Annotated in this window: 21 protein-coding genes; 13 read left to right on the top strand and 8 right to left on the bottom strand. The window is 39.6% G+C overall.

The window, feature by feature from the left end; translation table 11 throughout:
- The first annotated feature begins 34 nt into the window (after window positions 1-34).
- The 7 genes from BBI00_RS05750 to BBI00_RS05785 all read left to right on the top strand — a co-directional run bounded on the left by BBI00_RS05750 (window position 35) and on the right by BBI00_RS05785 (window position 5,011).
- Window positions 35-616, top strand: coding sequence for a 5'-methylthioadenosine/S-adenosylhomocysteine nucleosidase family protein (locus BBI00_RS05750; protein WP_065397866.1), 582 nt, complete (start codon window positions 35-37; stop codon window positions 614-616).
- A gap of 14 nt (window positions 617-630) precedes the next feature.
- Window positions 631-1,152, top strand: coding sequence for a GNAT family N-acetyltransferase (locus tag BBI00_RS05755; protein WP_065397867.1), 522 nt, complete (start codon window positions 631-633; stop codon window positions 1,150-1,152).
- Between the two features lie 128 nt (window positions 1,153-1,280).
- Window positions 1,281-1,856 carry a Crp/Fnr family transcriptional regulator gene (locus BBI00_RS05760; RefSeq protein ID WP_065397868.1) on the top strand — a complete coding sequence of 192 codons (576 nt, stop codon included), beginning with the start codon at window positions 1,281-1,283 and terminating at the stop codon, window positions 1,854-1,856.
- 192 nt (window positions 1,857-2,048) lie between these two features.
- Window positions 2,049-2,858, top strand: a complete 810-nt coding sequence (locus tag BBI00_RS05770) for an alpha/beta hydrolase (RefSeq protein WP_065397870.1) — start codon at window positions 2,049-2,051, stop codon at window positions 2,856-2,858.
- 142 nt (window positions 2,859-3,000) lie between these two features.
- Window positions 3,001-3,477, top strand: coding sequence for an RNA polymerase sigma factor (locus tag BBI00_RS05775; RefSeq protein WP_065397871.1), 477 nt, complete (start codon window positions 3,001-3,003; stop codon window positions 3,475-3,477).
- Complete coding sequence (locus tag BBI00_RS05780) at window positions 3,467-4,054, top strand: hypothetical protein (protein WP_065397872.1); 588 nt, start codon at window positions 3,467-3,469, stop codon at window positions 4,052-4,054. The genes BBI00_RS05775 and BBI00_RS05780 overlap by 11 nt, the downstream gene beginning before the upstream one ends.
- A gap of 84 nt (window positions 4,055-4,138) precedes the next feature.
- On the top strand, window positions 4,139-5,011 hold the full coding sequence (locus tag BBI00_RS05785; RefSeq protein ID WP_065397873.1) for an extracellular catalytic domain type 1 short-chain-length polyhydroxyalkanoate depolymerase: 873 nt from the start codon (window positions 4,139-4,141) through the stop codon (window positions 5,009-5,011).
- 69 nt (window positions 5,012-5,080) lie between these two features.
- Here BBI00_RS05785 and BBI00_RS05790 read toward each other — a convergent pair whose 3' ends face one another.
- The 6 genes from BBI00_RS05790 to BBI00_RS05815 all read right to left on the bottom strand — a co-directional run bounded on the left by BBI00_RS05790 (window position 5,081) and on the right by BBI00_RS05815 (window position 16,173).
- A complete protein-coding gene (locus BBI00_RS05790) occupies window positions 5,081-6,427 on the bottom strand; it encodes an MATE family efflux transporter (RefSeq protein ID WP_065397874.1) in 1,347 nt (448 codons plus the stop codon).
- Window positions 6,403-7,716 (bottom strand): lysine N(6)-hydroxylase/L-ornithine N(5)-oxygenase family protein, encoded by a 1,314-nt coding sequence (locus BBI00_RS05795; protein ID WP_065397875.1) that lies wholly within the window; start codon window positions 7,714-7,716, stop codon window positions 6,403-6,405. The genes BBI00_RS05790 and BBI00_RS05795 overlap by 25 nt, the downstream gene beginning before the upstream one ends.
- A 353-nt stretch (window positions 7,717-8,069) precedes the next feature.
- Window positions 8,070-10,493, bottom strand: coding sequence for a GNAT family N-acetyltransferase (locus tag BBI00_RS05800; RefSeq protein ID WP_065399635.1), 2,424 nt, complete (start codon window positions 10,491-10,493; stop codon window positions 8,070-8,072).
- Window positions 10,471-11,988, bottom strand: coding sequence for a pyridoxal phosphate-dependent decarboxylase family protein (locus BBI00_RS05805; protein WP_065397876.1), 1,518 nt, complete (start codon window positions 11,986-11,988; stop codon window positions 10,471-10,473). Before BBI00_RS05805 ends, BBI00_RS05800 begins: the two co-directional genes overlap by 23 nt.
- A 159-nt stretch (window positions 11,989-12,147) precedes the next feature.
- Complete coding sequence (locus BBI00_RS05810; RefSeq protein ID WP_065397877.1) at window positions 12,148-14,382, bottom strand: TonB-dependent receptor; 2,235 nt, start codon at window positions 14,380-14,382, stop codon at window positions 12,148-12,150.
- 303 nt (window positions 14,383-14,685) lie between these two features.
- Window positions 14,686-16,173: an aminotransferase-like domain-containing protein gene (locus BBI00_RS05815; RefSeq protein WP_065397878.1), complete on the bottom strand. Its 1,488-nt coding sequence runs from the start codon at window positions 16,171-16,173 to the stop codon at window positions 14,686-14,688.
- A gap of 66 nt (window positions 16,174-16,239) precedes the next feature.
- On the opposite strand from BBI00_RS05815, the gene BBI00_RS05820 reads away from it, so the two are divergent.
- The 5 genes from BBI00_RS05820 to bioA all read left to right on the top strand — a co-directional run bounded on the left by BBI00_RS05820 (window position 16,240) and on the right by bioA (window position 21,200).
- Complete coding sequence (locus tag BBI00_RS05820) at window positions 16,240-16,863, top strand: hypothetical protein (RefSeq protein WP_065397879.1); 624 nt, start codon at window positions 16,240-16,242, stop codon at window positions 16,861-16,863.
- Window positions 16,856-17,965, top strand: a complete 1,110-nt coding sequence (locus BBI00_RS05825; RefSeq protein WP_065397880.1) for an aminotransferase class I/II-fold pyridoxal phosphate-dependent enzyme — start codon at window positions 16,856-16,858, stop codon at window positions 17,963-17,965. The genes BBI00_RS05820 and BBI00_RS05825 overlap by 8 nt, the downstream gene beginning before the upstream one ends.
- Window positions 17,966-18,015: 50 nt before the next feature.
- Window positions 18,016-18,627, top strand: a complete 612-nt coding sequence (gene bioD / locus BBI00_RS05830) for a dethiobiotin synthase (protein WP_065397881.1) — start codon at window positions 18,016-18,018, stop codon at window positions 18,625-18,627.
- Window positions 18,628-18,629: 2 nt separating this feature from the next.
- A complete protein-coding gene (gene bioB, locus BBI00_RS05835) occupies window positions 18,630-19,613 on the top strand; it encodes a biotin synthase BioB (protein WP_065397882.1) in 984 nt (327 codons plus the stop codon).
- A gap of 297 nt (window positions 19,614-19,910) precedes the next feature.
- Window positions 19,911-21,200: an adenosylmethionine--8-amino-7-oxononanoate transaminase gene (bioA, locus tag BBI00_RS05840; RefSeq protein ID WP_065397883.1), complete on the top strand. Its 1,290-nt coding sequence runs from the start codon at window positions 19,911-19,913 to the stop codon at window positions 21,198-21,200.
- A gap of 103 nt (window positions 21,201-21,303) precedes the next feature.
- Here the strand turns inward: bioA and BBI00_RS23640 are convergent, their stop codons facing one another.
- Window positions 21,304-21,438, bottom strand: a complete 135-nt coding sequence (locus BBI00_RS23640; protein WP_262487236.1) for a hypothetical protein — start codon at window positions 21,436-21,438, stop codon at window positions 21,304-21,306.
- A gap of 87 nt (window positions 21,439-21,525) precedes the next feature.
- Entirely contained in the window at window positions 21,526-21,840 is a 315-nt protein-coding gene (locus BBI00_RS05845) for a winged helix-turn-helix transcriptional regulator (protein ID WP_065397884.1), read from the bottom strand.
- A gap of 94 nt (window positions 21,841-21,934) precedes the next feature.
- On the opposite strand from BBI00_RS05845, the gene BBI00_RS05850 reads away from it, so the two are divergent.
- Window positions 21,935-22,702, top strand: coding sequence for an MBL fold metallo-hydrolase (locus tag BBI00_RS05850; protein ID WP_065397885.1), 768 nt, complete (start codon window positions 21,935-21,937; stop codon window positions 22,700-22,702).
- The last annotated feature ends 92 nt before the right edge of the window (window positions 22,703-22,794 follow it).

A 22,794-nucleotide genomic window follows, 5' to 3' on the forward strand; every position in this document is an offset into this window, starting at 1 on the left:
TTCAGCATAATACCTGAATAAATCTACTCTATCAATGATAAAAATTAATAAAGAACTTCAGTATCCGGTTGCAGATACTCTTTTTGTTTTCGCGCTGGATTCTGAAGCAGGAAAAGAATTTGAAGGAAAAAATAAATTGATCACAGGCATCGGAAAGGTAAATGCAGCGATTGAACTTACCAAAGAAATTCATACCAGGAAGCCTAAACTGATCGTAAATTTGGGTTCGGCCGGAAGCAAAGGATTTCAGAAAGGAGAAGTTGTATGCTGTACGAAATTTATTCAGAGGGATATGGATGTAAGAGGACTTGGTTTTAAACTTTATGAAACCCCACTGTCCGGAGTTCCTCCTGTTTTGGAATATGGTCTTAAAATGGAAGCGTTGAAAGAGGGAATCTGCGGAAGTGGTGACAGCTTTGAAATGAACCATTCAGAAACAGATTATAATATTGTGGATATGGAAGCTTATCCGCTGGCACTCATCGCACAGCAGGAAAATATTCCGTTTTTATGTTTAAAATATATCTCTGACGATGCAGGAAGTGAAGCGGCAGATGACTGGAGTGTGCAGGTACATCTGGCGGCGGAAGCATTTAAAAAAATTCTTTTTTCATAAAAATCAGCAGTAGAATGGCATCAATTATCATCAATAAGGCATTATCCGAAGATCTGGAAATCATACAGAACCTGGGAATACAGACTTTTTCAGAAACATTTTCAACCGACAATTCTGAAGAAGCAATGAAGAAGTATCTTGAGGAAAGTTTTAACACTGAAAAAATAAAATCAGAACTGCATAACCCGGATTCACAGTTTTATATTGCATGGGAAGAAGATGAACCTGTAGGGTATCTGAAAGTAAATTCCGGGAAAGCCCAGACTGAACTGCAGGATGAAGAAGGTCTTGAGATAGAAAGAATTTATGTAAAGAAGAGCCACCACGGTAAAAAAGTAGGACAGCTTCTTTATGACCAGGCCGTAGAAACAGCAGGGAATCTTAATAAATCTTATCTGTGGCTGGGAGTTTGGGAAGAAAATCTGAGAGCATTAAATTTTTATAAAAAGAACGGATTTGTGGAGTTTGACAAGCATATTTTCAGGCTTGGGGAAGAGGAACAAACAGATCTGATGATGAAGAAAATACTGGATTGAATCTACGTTTTATAACGGCTTTAATGATTTTATCCGGGTATCAATACCAATTAAAATATCCCACAGACCGTACAGATTACGATTTTTTTAAAATTTAATAATTATATGTTCTGTAGAATGAATACTCCATGAATGTGTCAGAATTTTTACAACAGATCAATCAGTATTATCCGTTATCTGATGAAACAGCCGGTGCTTTATTGGAAATCTGTACGGAAAAAATATACCGTAAGAATGAGCATCTTCTGGAAGCCGGAAATATGGCTAGATATTATTATTTTATAAAATCAGGGCTCGTAGGATATTATACTGTAGATGAAGCAGGAGATTCCATTTATAAAATTTTCTTTGAAGAAAACAGCTTTGTGGCTTCTACGGCGGCTATTATTAAAAATGAACCCAGCGAATTCAGCATTATTGCACTTGAAGACTGCACAGTGATCCAATATCCGGTAAAAGCCTACCGGGAGCTGCTTGAGAAACATCCTGACCTTGCACTTTTCCATATTCATTATCTGGAAAAGAACTGGGTGGTAAAGAAAGAGCCGCTGGAAGTTTCTCTGAAATATGAAACAGCAAAGCAGCGTTATGTATTCCTTCTTGAAAACCGCTCGCTATACAACCGTCTGAAACAAAATCAGATCGCTTCTTATCTGGGCATTACCCCCACACAGTTGAGCAGAATCAGAAAGGAACTTAGTTAAATTTACCATAGATATAAAGAAAAATAAAGTAACAAGCTTCAACATATGTTGAGGCTTTTATCTTTTTTCTGCCCCAACTTTGCTCTATTAAAAGATCATTAACAGGAATGGGGCTGATTTTAAAATAAAACATCCTACATTTATACAGGTGTTTTTGATCAGATTCCATCATTCGTTAAACATTATTACAGCATGAAAAAGTTAATCAACATTGTCATTGTCCTGACTGCTTTTACTCAGCTTTCAGCACAAAAAATTATTCATCAGGAAATCTTCAGTCCCAGGATGAATAAAAAGATCAAAACAATCATTATTACCCCGGATATTCAGCCGGAGACCACTTATCCGTCCGTATATATTCTTCATGGGTTCAGCGGCAATCCGGACAGGACGATTAAACAGGATATTCCTGATCTGGTGCAGAAAGCCCAGGAGTATAAGACAATATATGTTTTGCCGGATGGAAATTACAGTTCCTGGTATGTAGACAGTCCCACTGTTAAAGATTCGCAGTATCAGACCTTCATCGGAAAGGAGCTTGTAGAGTTTATTGATAAAAATTATCCTGTGAAAGCTGAAAAAAAATTCCGGGGAATTCTAGGCTGGAGCATGGGAGGTTACGGAGCTACTAACATCGGAGTTGTATACAATAAAACCTTCGGAATTGTAGGAAGTTCATGCGGTGCTTTGGATTTCAATTCTTTTGGACAGGGTTATACAAAGTATATGGTAGATAAGGTATTAGGACCTTTATTATCCATGAATCCCGTTTTCCTTACCGATTCTAAGATCAAACTCATGGCAGAAGCGGGACAGCATTATATCTTTGATTGTGGTACGGAAGATGTCCAGATGATCGGAATGAACAGGAATTTTCACAAAAAACTTACAGAATCAAAGATCCAGCATCTTTATATAGAATCCTTAGGAATTCATGATGATAAATACTGGAGCAGGTCACTCTCCGAACAATTAACCTTATTTGATAAATATTTCAGATAAATAAAAACAGCTTGATATGAATTTTATATCAAGCTGTTTTTAAATTTGTTACAAATTTCATCTAAATTGAAATTTCATTGTTTTATTATTCTTTTTTCAAATGGAGTGTAACATTTTTGCCATTCCTGTATTTTAAAGGTATATGGATTTCGAGAACTTATATCAGCTTTATTCGCCCAAAATATTCAGACTCTGTTATGGATATTTCAATGATGCTGATAAGGCTAAAGATATCACACAGGAAACATTCATTACGGTTTTTGAACATCTGAATACCCTGAAAAACAATACTAATATTCCGGGATGGATTTTCAGGATTGCTACCAATAAATGCCTCCGCCAGATTGAAAATGAAAAACGCCGCCCTGCAGTAAAAGATTATAATTTCACGAAAATAGAAGCATCAGAAACCCTGCATGAAGATGAGAGACTGATCCGCCTGAGGACCTGCATCAATGAGCTTTCTGAAATTGACCGGCTGATCATCGGATTGTTTCTGGAAGACCTGCCACAGGAGAAAATAGCAGAGATCATCGGAATAAGCCACTCAAATGTAAGAGTGAAAATCTACAGAATTAAAGAAATACTATCAAAAAAAATGAAAGCATATGAAAGATAATTTTGATGATATTAAAGATATATGGCTTTCAGGAGATCATCAGGCTCCCGGTATTGAAACTGTAAAAAAAGAAATTTTGCTGCTGAGAAAGCAGAAGAAAGAGCAGATGATACGCTGGTATTCAGGGATGGTGGGATTTTCATTTTTTATCATTTCCTATGTAATCTATACGGATGAGCTGAACAGTATTTACAAAAGCGTGTCAGAATTTATTCTGCTGTTTACCGGATCTTTTCTGCTCTATGACTCGTGGAAATCCATAAGGTATCATCAGAAAGAACATCTGCTTAACGGCCACGAATTTCTCAATAAGATCAGGGATGAACGGATAAGAGGTGAAAATAAAAGACTTATTGTATCATGCATCAGCAGCACATGGGTTACAATTGCTATTTTCCTTTACTTTTTTGAGACATTACTGACTTCTGAAAAATACCTCCTGATCAGTTCCATGTTATTGATAATCATCAATATGCTCGTCTGGGTAATGATTCGCCCGTTCTATGAAAAAAAGAATATAAAAAATTCAACGGCATTTATCAACACCATTGAAAGACTTCTTAAGGAGATACAATAAAATTCCGTAAGCTGGAAAATCTTTCAGGATAAACAACAGCTGCCAGCCCGTGACTTCCTTACTATAACCCTAAAACAATATACTATGACCTTAAAATGTATACTGCTGTTTTTTGCAGCATGTTCTTCTTATGCCTTGCCGGGACAGACTAAAACCCTACAGCATAATGATGTAAAGAGAAAATATATTATTTATACTCCAAAAGGATATGAAACAAAAACTGGAAAAAAATATCCCGTGGTTTTCAGTTTCCATGGTGGCGGAATGACACCGGCTGAACATATGCTTTATACCCAAATGAATAAAACAGCAGACAGACACGGCTTTATCGCAGTATATCCAAAAGGAATCAAAGAGGACTGGAATGTCGGTTTCGGAATGTCTTATAAAAAAGGAACAGATGATATAGGATTTGTAGAAGCACTTCTGGATCAGATCCAAAAAGACTATGCTGTTAATTCTCAAAAGGTCTATGCAGCCGGACTATCAAGAGGTGGTTTTTTCTGTCACCGGATTGCAGCTGAACTTCCCCACAGGTTTTCTGCAATTGCCACAGCAGGTGCCACAGTTCCGGATTCTGTGGCCTATTATCATCAGGGGAGAAAAGAAATGGGAGTTCTGATGGTACATGGAAAATCTGATGCTATTGTAAATTACGATGGAAAAGAGGGAGGCTATTTATCTGCACAGCAAACTTATCAATTCTGGCAGGCAGGTAATGCAAAAAAAGAAAAAGAAATTACTACTGTCATTAATAAGGATAAAAATGATCAGACTTCCGCCGAGATCAGGGAAATAAAAGCTGGGGATAAGTACATTACGCTAATTTCCATAGAAAACGGGGGGCATACCTGGCCGGGGACGGATGATTTTAATATCGGCCTTCCTATTGGTCTTACCTCAAAGGAAATTGATTTTAATGAATATATGTGGAATTTTTTTAGCAGGCAGAAGTAAAAGAATTCACTATTTTGAAAAACAGCTTGATATAAACGTTATATCAAGCTGTTTAATAAAAAATTAAATCTAAAAAGTCCTTACTTCATTCGCCTTCATCTTATAGTTTTTAAGTAAGAATAATGTCACTGTTCCTACTATAAGTTCTATCAGTGCACTTCCCCAATAAATACTTTTGATCCCAAAATAATGCGGAAGAATCAGCATCAGCGGAATGTACAGGATAACCTGACGAAGAAAAACCAGGAAGCTGGCCTTCTTACTCTGGTTTACTGCCGGATAATAGGAGAGTGCCAACACTGTAACCGGAAGTAATGGCAGTACAGAAAAGAACAGTCTGAAATCAATAATCTGATGATATTCTGCCGAATAACCGGGCAGCATCAGACCGATTAACTGTTCCGGAAAAACCAATGCCACAAGAAAAAATGGTGAAAGTATACCGATACCAGCGAGAATATATGTCCTCAGAAATTTACCGGCCCTGCTAAACCGGCCCGCACCGAAATTGATTCCCACCACAGGCTGTAAGCCCCGCATCAAACCAAATAATGGAGTAAGCAGAAACAGGAAAAACCTGTTCAGAACCGTAAAAAAAGAAATATCTTTTTCCGTTCCGTACGCTGCAATTGCATTGAATATGATAATACTCTGTATGACCCCCATCACAGAAAGAACCATTTCAGGAAGTCCCAGTTTTAATATTCTTTTTCCAATAGCAGCATCATAGGAAAAAGATTTCCACTGGGTTGAAAACGAACTTTTTCCCTGGGCATAATAATAAAATCCCAGCAAAGAATAGATCAGCATTCCGCAGTTGGTAGCCCATGCCGCTCCGGAAACACCCCATCCGAATACGGAAATAAAAACAGGCTTCAGGATAATATCGATAATAAGTCCTACTGTGATCATTACTGCTGCCGTTTTCATCTTCCCCTCAGCTCTCACCAGCATATTCAAAGCCAGGCCGTAGATCCAGAAAACCGTCCCGATGAGTGTTACCCTGAAGTATTCCACTGCAATGGTCTGAAGGTCTCCTTTTGCTCCCATCATAGCCATTAGTTCATGGGCAAATATATAAGCAGGGACGGCGCAAAGCAATGAAAAGAAGATACAGAGAACATTGAAACTTCCAAACAGTCTGTACAGCTTATCCTGATTATTTTCCCCGATCCAGATGCTTACAGCAGCTCCGGCACCGGTTCCGGCCAGCCTTCCGAATCCCAGCACAATCTGCGACAGGGGATAGGCCATACCAACAGCAGCCAAAGCCTGCGTATTGATAAGGTAGCCTACAAAAACAGCATCCAGGAAATTGTTGATTCCATACAGAACAATAGCAGCAACGGCAGGCCATGAAGTTTCCCACATGACCTTTTTCATATCACCTTCTAGGATGAATGTTTTGCGGTCCATGTTTTTTGGGTATTAAACTCCTGAAAAGCAATCCTTTTTTCTACTTTATACACCTCCCTTCCTGCAACTGCATTGATGATCAGGGCGTTTCTGTAAGCTCCCATTCCCAGATCCGGTGTTACAAAGCCATGCGTATGAAGCTCCGCATTCTGTACAAAAATATTTTCTGCCTGGTCTATGGTATAATAACGGCTTACCTCGAATAATCCATCCTCAGTTCGCCGGATCAGGTTCTCAATTCCTGAAAGGAATTGAGGTTCTTTATATTTGTAACCAGTAGCCAGAATAACATAATCTGAAATGTGGGTGAAAGTTGCATGATCCTGTACATGGGTAAAATTCAGGGCATATGAGTTTCCTTCAGGAGCAATACCATCCAACTGGCAGCTTGGCCTTAAAGCAACATTCAAAGGAGTATTACCGACACTCATCCCATAGAGCGTATCAAAAATATCATTGATCAGGTCAAAATTGATCCCCTTATAAAGTGGTGGTTGCTTGGCCAGAAGAGCTTTCCGTTGTGAAGACGGCATATGGTAAAAATGATCTACATATTCCGGAGAAGTCAGCTCAAGCGTTAGTTTGGAATATTCCATTGGGAAAAAACGGTCCGGTCTTGTAAACCAACTCATGAAAATACCGTCTTCAGTTTCCGGAAGAAGATCCTGGAATATTTCCGCCGCACTCTGCCCGGAACCGATAATGGAAACAGAACCGGCATTCAGAATATCTTCCTTATGATTCAGGTATTCGGAAGTGTGAATAACATTCGGGAAATTCTTACCTTCCATAAAAGAAGGGAGATTGGGTTGGGTACCTGTTCCTAATACAATCTTCCTGGCGGTATATTTTGTTACATCATTATTTTTAAGGTCCAGGACATTGATGATGAATATCTTTTCCGTTTCGTCAAATTCAATACTCTCTACTTTTTTTCCAAACAGACAGCTCTGAAGCTGATCCGCCGTCCACTGGCAATACAGGTTGTATTCTTTTCTTAAAATAAAAAAATCTTCCCTGATGTAAAATTTATACAGTCGGTCAGTCTCTTTTAAAAAATTGAGAAAGCTGTATTTACTTTTCGGATCAGCCATGGTTACCAGATCAGCCATAAAAGGTACCTGCAATGTAGCATTATCCAGCATCAGCCCCGGATGCCAGTCAAAACCTTCCGCCTGATCAAGAAACAGGGCTGAAATATTTTCTACCGGCTCAAGAAGCGCTGCTAAGCCCAGATTAAAAGGACCAATCCCGATCCCGATAATATCATATATTTTATTATTTTCCAATGTATTTTATTTTTTATAAGTTAATGTTAAAAAAGGTTTAAATCAGTTCAGGCAGAACGTAGTCAAAGCTTTGTATTATTTTTTCAAATGAGAATTGGATATTTTTTAACGCAAAGTTTTGTTCAATTCGACCGGTTATTTGAAGTGGGCAAAGAAGACGATTTCGTCGGTGATGAAGTTTTGAGATTGGCTTCTGCTTTTTCTTTGCTTGCTTTTCAGGTTGAAAAATTTCTTTGAGTTTGAAAACATATTTCATATTCACTTTTAACTCTCGCAGATCAGGCAGATTTCGCAGATTTTAATTATTTTTAGGGAAAATCTTGATGATTTGCGATAATGGAGGCTATTTCCGCTTAAGCATTATTCGCCTCAAGTCTGCTTTCAGGGCATTTCTCCCAGTAATTTTCTCGGGTACAGAAAGTAAGATATGCTGTCTTATGAGGCATGGTGATTACCCCTTCTCTTGTATACCCCAATCTGGTAATCAGTCTGTCGGTAGGAACTGCTTCTACGGAAGCTTCTCCAATACATTTACCGACTTCGGGAAGTGAAAAAATATAATCTAAAGCAACCTGGAAGGATTCGAACGAATACTTTTTATCTTTACGGGTCTCTGCAACAAAGAAATGTGTTCCGTAATCTGAAGGAAGCGAGTCATAATAAGCGCCCACAATATCTCTCATCGGCCAGTAAGGTTCAAAACTGAACTGCGGAACTCCATTTACTTCTCCGATAAAACTATGCTGCTCATCACCGGGAAGAATTGTTCTGAACCAAAGTTCAAGATCCCTTTTCGGGCCATCCATTTTCCAGTACGGCTTGGCATGTTCCATGTTGAACCATTCGTGAACCATTTCAAAATCGCGGTCTATATCAAAAGGCCTGATGCTGATGGTTATATTTTTATCCTCAAAATGACGGGAATATACTGTTCCAGTTGTACCTGGTTTGATCAGTTGCCGGCTGTAGAAATATTTATTAAGAGGGTTCGGTGTGTCCAGAAAAACCGCAGGATATTCAAGCGATTCATCTGCTTCGTTGATGTTCTGAAGACTGGTGATCAGGTTTCCTTTTGTATACCAGTTCCTTTTATTCGTAATATAGCTTACCAGGCCGGTTTCATCTTCGTTTTCAAGTTCTTTAAATGCTTTATATACAAGATCAATCAGTTTCTTTTCATCTGCTAATCTGTTGCAGCCCAAAGCATTCACAACTCCCAGGATATTATTGGTAACCAGATAATAGGTGTATTTTGGAGCTAATGATTCTTCATCAATAATCGACTGACTTTCATCTGCTATCCCCGGAAGAGCAGCAGAAACCAGATCTTTTCTTCCTTCTCTGAAGAAAAATCCCTGATTATCCCTGAAATAAATCTTTGCAGGAAAGCCGTTTCTGTCAAGCTCTATCATTACATTCTGCTGATGGAATTCACACGCTAGCCCGTAGGTATTCAGAATTCTGACAATAGGCCTCACACAAAGATGCAGGTATTGCTTAAACCATTCTACAGCAATTTTTTCTACAGACTGGCCAAGTTTTTCAGCTGTGGTGGTAATGATATTCTGAAGTCTTGAAGGTTTTCCAAGAATACCGTCCTGGCATAAAGCAGCCAAAAGCGTTACGTTCTTATTTTTCTGTTCTCCCTGGAATGGATTTCTTCTGATACTGATATTGAACCCGTTAATGACTTTTCCGTTGAAAGTAACGGCCATAAAGGCAGGATCTACCATAAAATCTATTTCCGGGAAATCTTTCTGAAGACTTTTTCCCCAATCTGTTTTCAGAAGCATGCTGATGTCATAGCCGCGGTGAAGCTCCGGATACAGGTTGATTCTTTCGGAATTGGTGATTTTTACATGCAGGGAAAATTTAAACATCCATTTGTTTTCTTCATTGTATACCGTTCTTACCGATGAAGTAGGAGTGAAGTAGTCTCCATAATGTCCCAAAGCAAAAAGGATTCCCTGTTCCTCCATGATCTGTACATTTTCCTGGCCTAGGAGATAATCTGCTTCCCATGGATGCATGGGTAAAATATGGTATTCCGGATGCTGGTCCCAAAGCCTTTTGTGTTCCGGATTAAGGGTCGGATAGATCTTTTCCGCCAATTCTTTGCTTATAGGCTCCCCGTCTGCATTTTTTTCGATCATATTCTCAGGATTGACAAGGAAATAGAACAGCTGGAATCTTCCAGAGGTTTCCGGTGAGTATTTCAAAAGATCCTCACCAACAAATCCCTGCTTCGATTTGGGAACCGGATGAAGGATATGGCCTAAGATAAGAGACTGTTCCGCCTCAATAAAAGACATTTCCAGATCATTAATCTTTTTTTTACTGTGGAGGGAATGATACAGGTATTCAGTAAGGTTATCAATACTGTTGCTTAATCTTTCTAAAACATTCACAGCATCAATTCCGGGATGAATTTCTTTGGCATATTCTGCGGTAAGGGTCATAAATCCATAAACATCCAGTTCAGAAACTTCATCAGTCTCCAAAGTTCTCATCAGAACAGGAAAATCAAAAAGATGTCTTCCGCTTTCTGAAAAATAAACAACAGGAATGTACAGATCACATCCTATTGTGGAAAAATCGATGCGGATATGAAGATTCGTAGGGGTTTCTTTCAGGTAGGTTGCAATGCCTTTGTCATATTTTGGAATTCCAAGATAACGGCTCCAGTTGGTAAATTCTTTCAGGTAGCAGTTGATAAGTGAGGTATAGTTGATCTTTTCTGCGTATTCAGAGATATTAGTTGACTTCAATGTATTCATTTCCGTATTTTTTAATAATGTTAAGTACTGATTTAATGTCTTCAATGGTGGTAAGAGGATTAAGAATGGTAAACTTCAGATAGAACTGTCCGTTTACTTTAGTTCCCGCTGTAAGGGCATTTCCTTGTCTGTAAAGTTGTGATTTGATGTAAGTATTGATCCTGTTCAGGTCAAATGTTTTAAAAGGATCTGCCGTGTAACGGAAGACCAGTGCTGAAATATCCGAAGTGTTCAATAATTCAAAATAAGAATCATTTTCCAGCACATCAACGGCTTCACGGGCTGTCATGATAATCCTGTCGATATAATTTCCCAGTCCTTTTTTACCAATGATCCTAAGGGTAAACCAAAGCTTTAAAGCATCAAAACGCCGGGTCGTCTGTATTGATTTATTTACCTGGTTCGGAATTTCATCTTCATCATGATCTTTGGGATTCAGGTAATCCGCATAATGGGTGATCAGTCTGAAATAGTTTTTGTCCTTTACCAGGAATCCGCTGCTGCTTACCGGCTGAAAGAATGCTTTGTGATAGTCTACCGTTACAGAATCTGCTTCTTCAATTCCATTGAGTAAGTGGCGGTATTTTTCTGTTAAAAGCAAAGCACAGCCATATGCTGCATCTACATGGACCCAAAGATTGTATTTTTTTGCTATTCCTGAAATATTGATCAGCGGATCAACGTTTCCGAAATCTGTAGTTCCTGCCGTAGCAACCACTGCAATAGGAATATTCCCGATCTCAATTTCTTTCCTTACGGCATCTTCCAGCAGTACACTGTTCATTCTGAAAGACCTGTCTGTTTTGACCTTAATAACGGCCTGCTCGCCAAGTCCCAGCATGGAAGCACTTTTCTGAATGCTGAAATGAGCTGCTTCGGAAACAAAAATCCTGAAACGGTGTGCTTCTTTGGGAAGACCGTCTTTTTTTATGTTATGATGTAAATATTTAGCAGAAAAATGGTCTCTTGCCAAAAGCATTCCCATAAGATTACTCTGGGAACCCCCGCTGGTAAAGATTCCGTCTGAGAATGTATCAAATCCGATTTCATTGCAGGTCCATTCGATCAGTTTCTGCTCCATCAGAGTTCCTCCTGCACTCTGATCCCAGGTATCCAGGGAAGAATTGATAGCGCTGATCACTGCTTCCGCCGCCACTGCAGGTATTACTACCGGACAATTGAGATGGGCTACATATTTAGGATGGTGAAAAGCAATAGCGTGCTGTGTATACAGCCCGTTTACTTCATCGAAAAGCTCTTCATAGCTTACAGGAGGTGAATTCAGATCGATATACTCAAACTGTTTTCTCAGCTCTTTGGGAGAAACCCCGCTGAAAGGCTGGTGAGTGTCTTCCAGAAATGCAATGACACTCTGCTGTGCTTTGTGCATGGCATCCCGGTATTCGTGAATGTTGATATCACAGAATAAATTTTCCAGATTTGGGAAAAGAGTCTCCTTTTCCGTTGCGGCATGCCCGGTAATAACTGTGTTCATAGATATGGTGTGTTTGTGTTCTTTTACTCTTTAATAGTCGGGTTAGAGTTGAAGATTAATGATACATTTCAAACCGTCCTGTCAAAATTTAAGGAGATGTATTTATCAGTTCTTTGTGACCTTATGGCTTAAAATGTATCTGTGGTTAGCTGTTAGAATTTAATAATTAATCGTGTAGCCTACAGAAAACGTTGTTCCCCGGCCCTGATAGGCAAATGCTTTCTGGGGTGCTCCATAGAAAAATACGGAACGCTGTCCCCAGATTGTAGTGTACTGCCTATTGAAAATATTCTGAACTCCGAAATTAATGGTCCCTTTATTCAGTCTGATGTCTCCCATAAAATCGAACAGGGTATAACCTGTGATTTTCATGTCTGCAAGATCAGTATAATTCATAGAGTTCTGCATCTGCAGTCTCAGTGAAAATCTTTTGGCATTCCACCCTGTGGAAACCATAAACTTAGACGGGTTGGTGGTATAGACAGACTGGTTTTGCCAGCCTTTATCTTTGGTTTCAGTTTCAGATTGCATCAGGAGTACGTTTCCTCCCAATTCAAGGCCTTGTGTGAAACGATACCCTAAGGCCCCTTCAAAACCGTAATTTCTAAGTTTTTGATCAAGCAAAGAAATCGTGAAAGCAGCATTGTCAATTTTCAGGGTTTTGCTGGATAATGCATAGAAAATAGATCCCTGTGCGTACAACCCTGCCTCCGGACCTCTGTTGTGCCTGAATCCTAATTCAATCTGATCGGTTTTGATTCCGCTTAAGGGCTGTTCTGAAATATTCATGCTATTCTGAAGATTCCAGCGGTTGTTGCTGAGCTGATATTTTCCAAAACCGTAGGATTTTGCAGCGTCAGGAACGGCAAATCCCTGTGAAAAACTGAACCAGGTCTGCCAGGCCGGTGTGAATCTGTATAATAAGCTCGCATTAAGCAATGTTACATCATAATTATTTTTACCGCCTTTCACAACATCTGCTGAGTTTCCATAGCCGAAATGCATATAGACCTGCTCTTTAAAACCGACAAAATCATCCAGTTTTACATTGATGAACTGTTGTCTCACCCCTCCTGAAAGGGTCAGTTTCTTTGTAATATTCCAGTCTGCCTGAATAAAACCTGCCAGAGTAAAGATCTTTGTATCCGGATATCTGCCTACAAAAGCATCTGCCTTATTGATCAATCCTCCGGATTCACTGCTTATTTTAGGGTTAAAAATAGCCTGGTCACCTTTAAAGTTTTCAAAGTCAAGGTCTGTACCGTAAGTAAAACTGAAAGCATTCCAATTTTTGGAAAGAACGGTCTTTGCTCCGTATACATCTGTATTTCCTCTTGCTGAAGAAAGAAACACAGGAAGGGTAACACCTGCCGGAGGTTTAGGCACTTCTGCAAAAGAAGCCCCAAAATCTGCCTCCTCACGTCTTCCATAAGCCTGAACGAGTAGATTGTGCCCTCCTAAAATATTGCGGAGACTGTACTGAATATTAGCCATAAAACGTTCAGTACGGGGAACTACATCAGAATCTGCACCTCCAAGTACATTGATCAGGTCAGGGTTTTTGGTGGTAAATCCTGTAAATCCCGGACCGAAAGAAAGCCATTTTTTATTCCTGACCTTAGAGCTGTAGTACTGAAGATCTACATTCAAATCCTGATCGGGACTCAGTTTGAAGCTTACTCCACCCAGAAGGTCTATTGATCTGTTATACTGAAAATCAGCCTGTTTTACATCAGTAATAATCTGATCTCCATGGGCATCAAAAGCGCCTTCATTTTGAGTTAACGCAGCCCCTAACCTGAATTTTATCTTATCATTCCCGCCTTCAACAGACTGTGCAATTCTTTTATCAAGGTCATCCTTATGGAAGCCTGTTTTTAATCCTGCAGAAGTTTCAAAAGCAAGCTTATCCGAAGTTGGCCTTTTAGTGATGATATTGATGATTCCCCCCGTGGAATCTCCTCCATAAATAGCAGAAGCACCGGATAAAACTTCAATTCTTTCAATATTGAAAGGATCAATAGCATCAAATTGTCTGCTGGCTGCTCTGGTACTGTTCAGAGAAACTCCGTTGAGCATCACCAGTACATTTCTTCCCCTCATATTCTGGGCATAGTTGGTTCGCCCCTGATTTCCGAAATCAAACCCGGGAATCATATTTCCCAATACCTCTTTCAACCCGGCACCGCCTTTTATTTGAGTCTGGAGTTCCTTTTCCCCAATGATCCAGACTGTTCCCGGAATATCGCTGATTTGCTTCGGGGAACGTGAAGATACGAGTACAATCTCGTTGATATCTTTTGCAGTAATACTACTGTCCTGCCTGCTCTGGGCAGAAGTATGTGCAGTAAAGGCAGTCAGTAGGATGACTGAAAGTACATATTGTCGTTTCATTTATTTAGAACAATTAAAAATAATGGAGTAAATATAGAATATAATTGTCCAAAAATTAACAATGATATTTATCACATATTTCAAATCAATGTGAGTAGACTAAGGATAATTCCACAAACGGGTACTTCTTTTTATATAAAATTCTGCTCTATAGCTTATTTTTTATCAGTCCCAAAATGAGACAAAAAGCTGGCAATAGAGCAATAAAAAACTTTAGAATTAACGAAAATGTAATATTTAAAAACAGGGAAAATCTGAAAATAACTTTAAAATTGACTGAAAAAAAATCCCCAAAATCGTTAGTCAGCTGATCAATTTTGCATTTTTTGAAAAAACTTCAACACTTTTTTGCATTTCATCAGCATTCAGATCGCCAAATCCTAATCTCATGGCCGTAAGTCCTTTATTCTGGTACAGAAGTGTTTTCGGAATAAAGAGATTATCCCGGGCACAATTCCGGCTGAGCTGCATCAGATTAACCGGAACTTTCCATTCTAACCAGATTGCCAGACCACCTGAAGGTTTCCGGAAGGTAACAAGGTCATCCAGACTGTCCTGAAGCAATGTACAGAGATAATCCCGTCTTTCCTGATAGACCTTTAGAGATTTCTTCAGATAGCGGTTGATTTCTCCTTCCGCAATCATTTCTCCAAGCGCTCTTTCCATCAGAATATCACCCTGCCTGTCGATGATCCCAAGGTATTTTCTCATTTCAGACATCAGATTTTCCGGAGCCACAATAAATCCGGTTCTGAATCCGGGTGCCAATGACTTACCAAAAGAACCGATATAGATAACCATGCCGCTCGTATCTGCACTGGCTAGCGGAAGAATCGGGCTTTTATCATAATGGAATTCATAATCGTAGTCATCTTCAAGAATGATAAAACCGTATTCCTGAGCGAGTTCCAGAAGCTCAAACCTTCTCTGGGCGCTTAAGGCCACAGTAGTAGGATAGTGGTGGTGCGGGGTAAGGTAAAGCATTCTGATCTTCTGCTTTTTGCAGGCCTCCCGCACACTTTCTACAATAATGCCGTCTTCGTCTATAGGAATAGAAACCATCTGAACTCCGGCTTTCATGAAGATCATATTGACAGAGAAATAGCTTAAAGCACCTACCAATACTACATCTCCGGCAGAAAGAAGAATCTCGGAAACAATATAGATGCTCATTTCTGTACTTCGTGTGATCAGCAGATTGTTTTTAGAAATAGGAAGCCCGCGGGACAGGTTCAGATAACGGGACAAATGCTCTTTAAAGAACTCGCTTCCGTCATGATTATAATGGCCGGATATTTTCTGGTTAGACTTCCGCTTAAGAATAGAACTGTAAAATCTGGAATGCTGTCCGATCTGTGTAAGCCTGATATCAGGAACACCGTCATTAAAAACATAATCACAATTGGAATGTTCAAACGGATTATCCAGGATATTGGATGTTTTAAAAGAAAATCCGGTAGTTTTAGGATAATTCTGAAGGCTTTTCTGCTCAAAATTATTAATTTCCACGGGTTTTTCCTGTTCTTTACCGATAATGAAAGTACCTCTGTTCGGAAGAGACTCTGTCCAGCCCTGTGCAGACAATTCATCATATACGGCCACAGCAGTATTCCTGTGAATGTCCAGCATTTCACTGAAAGTTCTTGTTCCCGGCAGCTTGGTCCCAAACGGAAGAAATCCTCTTTGAATGGCATTGATCAGCTGGTTGGCGATCTGTAAATAGATCGGAGTTTCTGTTTTTCTGTCAATTTTTATAAAACTTTCATAGGGAATTCTAACCGGACTATCCATAATATCAAAACTGGCACCATTGAACCATCCGGCAATATACTACTTTTGACATCAAAATAAAAATCTATGGAGTTTCATCATCTGTTAAATAAAATTGTACAGGAAGAAAATACTCACGCCAAATGGCTGAATACACTTTCTTTTATGGAAAATGCCGGGGCAAGAAAAATATCAAAATGCGAACACCCTGTTCTGGTTACTCAGATTCAACTGAAACATGCTGCAGAAGAGCATCGCCATGCTTATTACCTGAAAAAACAAATCGGAAAAATAAATCCGGAGCTTTGCAGAACCTATGAAAACGAAGAACTGCTTGCAGCAACGGCAACACGCCAGTACCTTCATTCCCTTGATATCAAAGCCTGCCGTTACCTTCAGAAGGTGTTTAAACTTAATAAAGAAGACCTGAAATACGCAGCCTATCTTTTTGTAACCTATGCCATTGAAGTCCGTGCAGATGAATTATATCCCGTATATCAGGATATCCTGACCCAGGAATCTTCAAAAATTATGGTAAAATCTATCATTCTTGAAGAAGAAGGCCACCTGGAAGAAATGATCAATCAGCTCAACGGTTTTTCTGCTGACTGGAAAGCCCATGCAGAAAACATTCTTACCATTGAAAAAGAATTGCATGAACAATGGATCAATGCTATTGCAGAAGAAGTAGCGCAATTGAATTATGCATAACGGGACCTTATACTGTCAGCAATCTCTCAATAAAAGAAAGGAGGAAGGAAGATTGCGGCGCTTACAACCCAAATCTGAAGGAATTGACTTTTATTCTAATGATTACCTGGGACTGGCCCGAAATGCAGAGCTGCAAAAGATATTGCTGAAAAATGTCAATGACCACCCTGAGCTTCTTTCGGGAAGCACCGGTTCAAGGCTCATCAGTGGAAACAGCTCAGTCGCTTTGAAGACAGAAGAATTTATTGCTGAAAAACATCAGTTTCCGGCTGCATTGCTTTTCCCATCAGGTTATAATGCCAATCTTGCATTGTTTTCATCGATCCTCAGCAGGCATGATACCATTATTGTAGACGAACAGATCCACCGTTCGGTGCATGATGCATGTAAAATGTCAAATGCAAAAAAGCTGAAATTCAGACATAATGACCTGGAAGCTCTGGAAAAAGTGCTGCAGAGACAAAACGGCCCCTGCTATATTGCGATAGAAAGCCTTTACTCTATGGAAGGGGATTTTGCACCCATTTTGGAAATCGTTGAAATGGCCCGCCAATATGGAGCTGGAGTCATCGTGGATGAAGCACATTCTTTTGGCGTTTTGGGATACGGACTGATTGAAAAGTATCAGTTACAGGATAAGGTTTTTGCGGCAGTGGTGACCTATGGAAAAGCTTTAGGCGCACACGGAGCTGCCATACTCTGCAGTAAAACGGTAAAAGAATATCTGGTCAATTTTGCTTCACCATTTATTTATACTACTTCTGTACAGGATTTCCAATGGATGAGTATAAAAAAGGGATATGAATTTCTGGAAACCCATCAGGATCTGAATATAAGACTTCAGGAAAATATAAAGACTTTCATAAATCAGGGATTAAGTTCGCCCTCGTCTGATGGCAGCCCTGTTCAGGCTATTATAATTCCTGATAATTTAAAACTGAAAACGCTGCAGAATACTTTAACTGATGAAGGGTTTCTCACCTACGCCGTATACAGCCCAACCGTAAAAGCAGGCAGTGAAAGGCTCAGAATATGTCTTCACAGCTTCAACACGGAAGAGGAAATTATGAAACTGACAGGAATTATCAAAGAATTTATTTAAGTAAGAAATACATAAACAAGACCTGAAACTGGAATCACGAAACCGAATATATGAAATTATTTATCACAGGAATAGGAACCGAAGTTGGAAAGACTATATGCTCTGCTGTTCTGGTTCAATATTTTAAAGCAGAATACTGGAAGCCTGTACAATCCGGAGACCTGCATGATACAGACCGTCATAAAATTGAAGCATGGACTGATCATCCGGTCTGTTATCCGGAAACCTACCGACTGCAGTTAGCTGCTTCTCCCCATCAGTCTGCACGGGCAGAAAACCTCCATATCGATCTTGACCGTTTTCAATTACCGGATACAGATCAACCTCTGATCGTAGAAGGAGCAGGAGGATTGATGGTTCCTCTTTCCGACAACAGGTTTATCATCGATCTGATAGAAGTATTGAATCTTCCGGCAGCACTTGTGATCAGAAACTACCTGGGATGCATCAATCACAGTCTGTTGTCAATCATGGCACTGCAGCAGAGAAATATAAAACTCGATTATTTGATTCTGAATGGAGAATTTCCCGAAGATACGGAAAGGGTCATCTGCAGCTTCATTGAAAAAGGAACAGAAATAATCAGGATTCCGGAGATTGAAACTCCTGACAGAGAACATATAAGAGCTGCCGCAAAGCAGCTGACAATAACAAAATTATGATAATGGATAAGAAAACAACAATCAGAAACAACTGGACCAAAGAAGAAATTGAGGAAATCTATCATTTACCCCTGATGGAACTCATCTATAAAGCAGCCACCGTACACAGGGAATGGCATGATCCTTCAGAAGTACAGATCTCCACATTGTTATCAATAAAAACAGGGGGCTGTCCGGAAGACTGTTCCTATTGCGGACAGGCTGCCCGCTATCATACCAACATCAAAGTACAGGCCTTATTACCTACTGAAACGGTGATTGCCCATGCCCAAAAAGCAAAAGATTCCGGGTCATCGAGATTCTGTATGGCTGCGGCATGGCGTGAAGTGCGTAATAACCGTGATTTCGACAGGGTAATTGATATGGTAAAAGGAGTGAATGAGCTGGGACTGGAAGTATGCTGCACTTTGGGAATGCTGACGGAAGAACAGGCGATCAGACTTCAGGAAGCCGGACTGTATGCCTACAACCACAATCTGGATACTTCTGAGCAGTATTATGAGGAGATTATTTCCACAAGAACCTTTGATAACAGGATCAATACGATCAATAATGTCCGGAAAGCAGGGATCACAGTATGTTCCGGAGGAATCATAGGCCTGGGAGAAACCCACAGGGACAGGATTTCAATGCTGCTGACTCTGGCTACGATGCCTAAACATCCGGAATCTGTACCTATCAATGCGCTGGCTAGGGTAGAAGGAACTCCGTTAGCGGATAATGAAAAGGTAGATACCTGGGAAATGGTAAGGATGATTGCTACGGCAAGAATCGTCATGCCGTCTTCGATGGTAAGACTCAGTGCCGGACGTATAGAAATGGATGAAACAGAACAGGCATGGTGCTTTATGGCAGGTGCCAATTCAATTTTTACCGGAGAAAGGGAAACCTTACTGGTTACTCCCAATCCCGGAGTGTCTGAAGATATGCAGATGCTGCAGACCCTTGGGCTAAAACCGATGATGAAAAAAGAAACATGCTGTTAGAAACCGCCATAGTAAGATATAGATAAGCATTATGGGAAGTTGGATCATCAGTATATTAATATGCATCGTATTAGTATTGTCTGAGCTTTTGAATCTTTTATTCTTAACGCTATAGCTCATAGAAAAATATTGATTAAATGTAAAAATATTCGTTCGCAAAGGCATTCCATTCAGCAAGGTATAATGCTTTTTATTGCTGAGTGAAACGCCCTTGTGAACTTAAGACAACAGCACACAAAGTAAAACTTAGCGAGCATTGCGCTATTTAAAAATTCATCACTCATTATCCTATTTTACATGAATACAATAATAAACAAAATCAGCCTGCAGAAAAGAGACAAAGCGGTCAACTGGCATCCTTATACTCAGATGAAGACGGCCAATAATACCATTCCCATTGTAAAAGGAAAGGGAATTTATCTCTACGATGAAGAAGGAAAAAAATATATGGATGTAGTTTCTTCATGGTGGGTTACACTGCACGGCCATGCCCATCCGTATATTGCCCAGCGTGTTTTTGAGCAATTGAATACACTGGAACAGGTTATCTTTGCAGGTTTCACTCATGAACCCGCTGTAGAGCTTTCAGAAAGGCTTTTAAAGCTGTTGCCGTCCGATCAGGAAAAAGTATTCTATTCTGATAATGGTTCTACAGCAGTGGAAGTCGCATTGAAGATGTGCATTCAGTATGCTCATAACCAAGGGAAAAAGAAAACAAAAATCCTCGCTTTTAAAAATGCTTATCACGGAGATACTTTCGGAGCCATGTCTGTGAGCGGGAAAAGCTATTGGACCCAGCCTTTTGAAAGCATGCTGTTTGAAGTGATCTTTATAGACACTCCCAATCCGGAAAACCTGAAGCAGTTACAGACTCAGATTACGGCACTGGCTGATGAAGTGGCTTGCTTTATCTATGAGCCTTTAGTTCAGGGGGCAGCTGGAATGCTGATGTACAGGGCAGAGGACCTTAACAGTCTGATGAAAATATGCAGGAAACAGGGGATCCTTATGATTCAGGATGAAGTTTTTACAGGTTTTGGAAGAACAGGGAAGTTTTTTGCAGCCAATCATCTTACTGAACAGCCGGATATTATGTGCTTTTCAAAAGGATTAACCGGCGGAACCATGCCCATGGGAATTACCACATGCTCCAACGGTATTTATAGTGCATTCCTTTCTGATGATCATCATAAAACCCTTTTTCACGGACATTCTTTTACAGCAAATCCGTTAGCCTGTGCTGCTGCTTTAGCCAGTATGGAATTATTACTACAAAAAGACACTCAAATGAATATCAACCGTATCACTCAACAGAATTCAGTGTTTGTAAAAACGCTTTCCGGTCATCCTCAGGTGGAAAATGCCCGCCATATCGGAACTATTTTAGCTTTTGATTTTAAAACAGTGCAGGGAACTTCTTATTTTAATGAAATAGGAAAAAAGCTCTACAATGAATTTTTACAGAGAGGAATTATCATGCGTCCCCTTGGAAACGTTCTGTATCTGGTACCTCCTTACTGCATTTCGGCTGAGGAGCTGGACTTTGTGTATCAGAATATTATGGAAGTCCTGGATCAGTTTAAATAAGCCGCTCCTCTTCAGATAATAATTATTTTTAATTTTTTTAATGTACCTTATAGGTTTCCGGAAACCTGTAAGGTTTTCCTGTGTAATGCTGGTTCATGTATTTTTACAGCTCCAGTTCGGCTTTCTTCAGAATAGGAATCAATTCCTTTAATTCATCTTTATTAAACTCCAATACATTCTGATTCACATCATGAGAAAGAATTTGGATATAATTGCCCCCATGAAGAAACTTTTTCAAGATAAATGCTTCCGAATTCAATATTGCTCATGGTCATAAATCTGTATTGAATCTCCTCCTGACCTGCCTTTTCATTTTTAAATCGTTTTATCCCAATTCATTTCCCCATGAGTGAAGTTCAGAGAGAATAGGCCCCAGTTTTTGTCCTTTTTCCGTTAACCTGTAATATACTTCCGGAGGAAAATTATAAACTTCAATCCGGTCAATAATAAGATCATCTTCCAGCTGCTTCAGCTGCTCTGCCAGTACTTTCTTAGAAACACGCGGCATATTCCGCCAAAGCTCTACAAAACGCACCTGTTCCACTTCAAAAAGATTATGAAGGATCAAAGGTTTCCATTTACCAGAAAGGATATTCAGGCTTCGTCTTAATCCGCAGTTCTTAAATTCTTCAAAATTCATCAGTCAAATGAATATTTATTGGTTAACATTTTGGTAACCTTCGATTGTTTTACTTTTACCAGATAATATCTTTGTTCAACAAAAATACTCAAAAATGAAATTACAATTATGGCGTAATGCCACATTGGTGCTGAATATTGATGAACTTTCCATTCTTGTGGATCCAATGCTTGGAGAAAAAGGGTCTGTGGGAAAAATACCTATGACAGAAAGTGAATTACTGAACCCCCTTGTAGATCTGCCTTTCAGCAGGGAAGAATTGCATCAAAAATTAAAAGGGATTGATGCTGTTGCTGTAACCCACCTTCATCCTGACCATTGGGATGCTGATGCTGTTGAACTTTTAGACAAAAATATTCCAGTCATCTGTTCCGATGTTATTGCAGATCACTTGGCGGGACAGGGGTTTACAAATATAGTGACCGTAAATGACCGGCTGCAATGGAACAACATTGAAATATCAACTACCAAAGGCCGCCACGGAACCGGAGAAATCGGAGAGAAAATGGGAATCGTCAACGGATTCGTTTTTAAAAAAGAAAATAAATCCGTTTATATTGCAGGAGACACTATCTGGTATGATGAAATTGCCCTTGAAATAGATAAGCATCAGCCACAGCACATCATTGTAGCCGGAGGGGCTGCTACTTTTGATGTAGGAGATCCTATTATTATGACGGGTAATGATATTATAAAAGTCTGTAAATATGCTCCGGAATCCACTGTTTGGGTAACCCATTTGGAAGCAGTAAGCCACTGCAGAGAAGACCGGGAGTATACCAGAAAAAAGATCAGTGAAAATGGACTTGAGAACAGATGCTTCATCCTGGAAGACGGAGAAGAAGTGGAACTTCATTTGTAATCTCTGAATACAGAAAACCATTCGAAAAGAATAAATATACCTCCAAAACGAAAAAAGGATAGAAGTAAATTCTATCCTTTTCATGTGCAGAA

The sequence above is a fragment of the Chryseobacterium arthrosphaerae genome, from assembly GCF_001684965.1.
GTDB classification, from domain to species: Bacteria; Bacteroidota; Bacteroidia; order Flavobacteriales; family Weeksellaceae; genus Chryseobacterium; species Chryseobacterium arthrosphaerae.

What these genes read in the sequence shown, in the direction of transcription:
- BBI00_RS05755 (WP_065397867.1), top strand. Translation starts at nt 631, where the DNA reads ATGGCATCAATTATCATCAATAAGGCATTATCCGAAGATCTGGAAATC.
- BBI00_RS05845 (WP_065397884.1), bottom strand. Translation starts at nt 21,840, where the DNA reads ATGAATTTTGAAGAATTTAAGAACTGCGGATTAAGACGAAGCCTGAAT.
- BBI00_RS05800 (WP_065399635.1), bottom strand. Translation starts at nt 10,493, where the DNA reads ATGAATACATTGAAGTCAACTAATATCTCTGAATACGCAGAAAAGATC.
- BBI00_RS05825 (WP_065397880.1), top strand. Translation starts at nt 16,856, where the DNA reads ATGCATAACGGGACCTTATACTGTCAGCAATCTCTCAATAAAAGAAAG.
- bioD (WP_065397881.1), top strand. Translation starts at nt 18,016, where the DNA reads ATGAAATTATTTATCACAGGAATAGGAACCGAAGTTGGAAAGACTATA.
- bioA (WP_065397883.1), top strand. Translation starts at nt 19,911, where the DNA reads ATGAATACAATAATAAACAAAATCAGCCTGCAGAAAAGAGACAAAGCG.
- BBI00_RS05820 (WP_065397879.1), top strand. Translation starts at nt 16,240, where the DNA reads ATGGAGTTTCATCATCTGTTAAATAAAATTGTACAGGAAGAAAATACT.
- BBI00_RS05805 (WP_065397876.1), bottom strand. Translation starts at nt 11,988, where the DNA reads ATGAACACAGTTATTACCGGGCATGCCGCAACGGAAAAGGAGACTCTT.
- BBI00_RS05780 (WP_065397872.1), top strand. Translation starts at nt 3,467, where the DNA reads ATGAAAGATAATTTTGATGATATTAAAGATATATGGCTTTCAGGAGAT.
- BBI00_RS05810 (WP_065397877.1), bottom strand. Translation starts at nt 14,382, where the DNA reads ATGAAACGACAATATGTACTTTCAGTCATCCTACTGACTGCCTTTACT.
- BBI00_RS05850 (WP_065397885.1), top strand. Translation starts at nt 21,935, where the DNA reads ATGAAATTACAATTATGGCGTAATGCCACATTGGTGCTGAATATTGAT.
- BBI00_RS05815 (WP_065397878.1), bottom strand. Translation starts at nt 16,173, where the DNA reads ATGGATAGTCCGGTTAGAATTCCCTATGAAAGTTTTATAAAAATTGAC.
- BBI00_RS05775 (WP_065397871.1), top strand. Translation starts at nt 3,001, where the DNA reads ATGGATTTCGAGAACTTATATCAGCTTTATTCGCCCAAAATATTCAGA.
- bioB (WP_065397882.1), top strand. Translation starts at nt 18,630, where the DNA reads ATGGATAAGAAAACAACAATCAGAAACAACTGGACCAAAGAAGAAATT.
- BBI00_RS05790 (WP_065397874.1), bottom strand. Translation starts at nt 6,427, where the DNA reads ATGGACCGCAAAACATTCATCCTAGAAGGTGATATGAAAAAGGTCATG.
- BBI00_RS05760 (WP_065397868.1), top strand. Translation starts at nt 1,281, where the DNA reads ATGAATGTGTCAGAATTTTTACAACAGATCAATCAGTATTATCCGTTA.
- BBI00_RS05770 (WP_065397870.1), top strand. Translation starts at nt 2,049, where the DNA reads ATGAAAAAGTTAATCAACATTGTCATTGTCCTGACTGCTTTTACTCAG.
- BBI00_RS05750 (WP_065397866.1), top strand. Translation starts at nt 35, where the DNA reads ATGATAAAAATTAATAAAGAACTTCAGTATCCGGTTGCAGATACTCTT.
- BBI00_RS05785 (WP_065397873.1), top strand. Translation starts at nt 4,139, where the DNA reads ATGACCTTAAAATGTATACTGCTGTTTTTTGCAGCATGTTCTTCTTAT.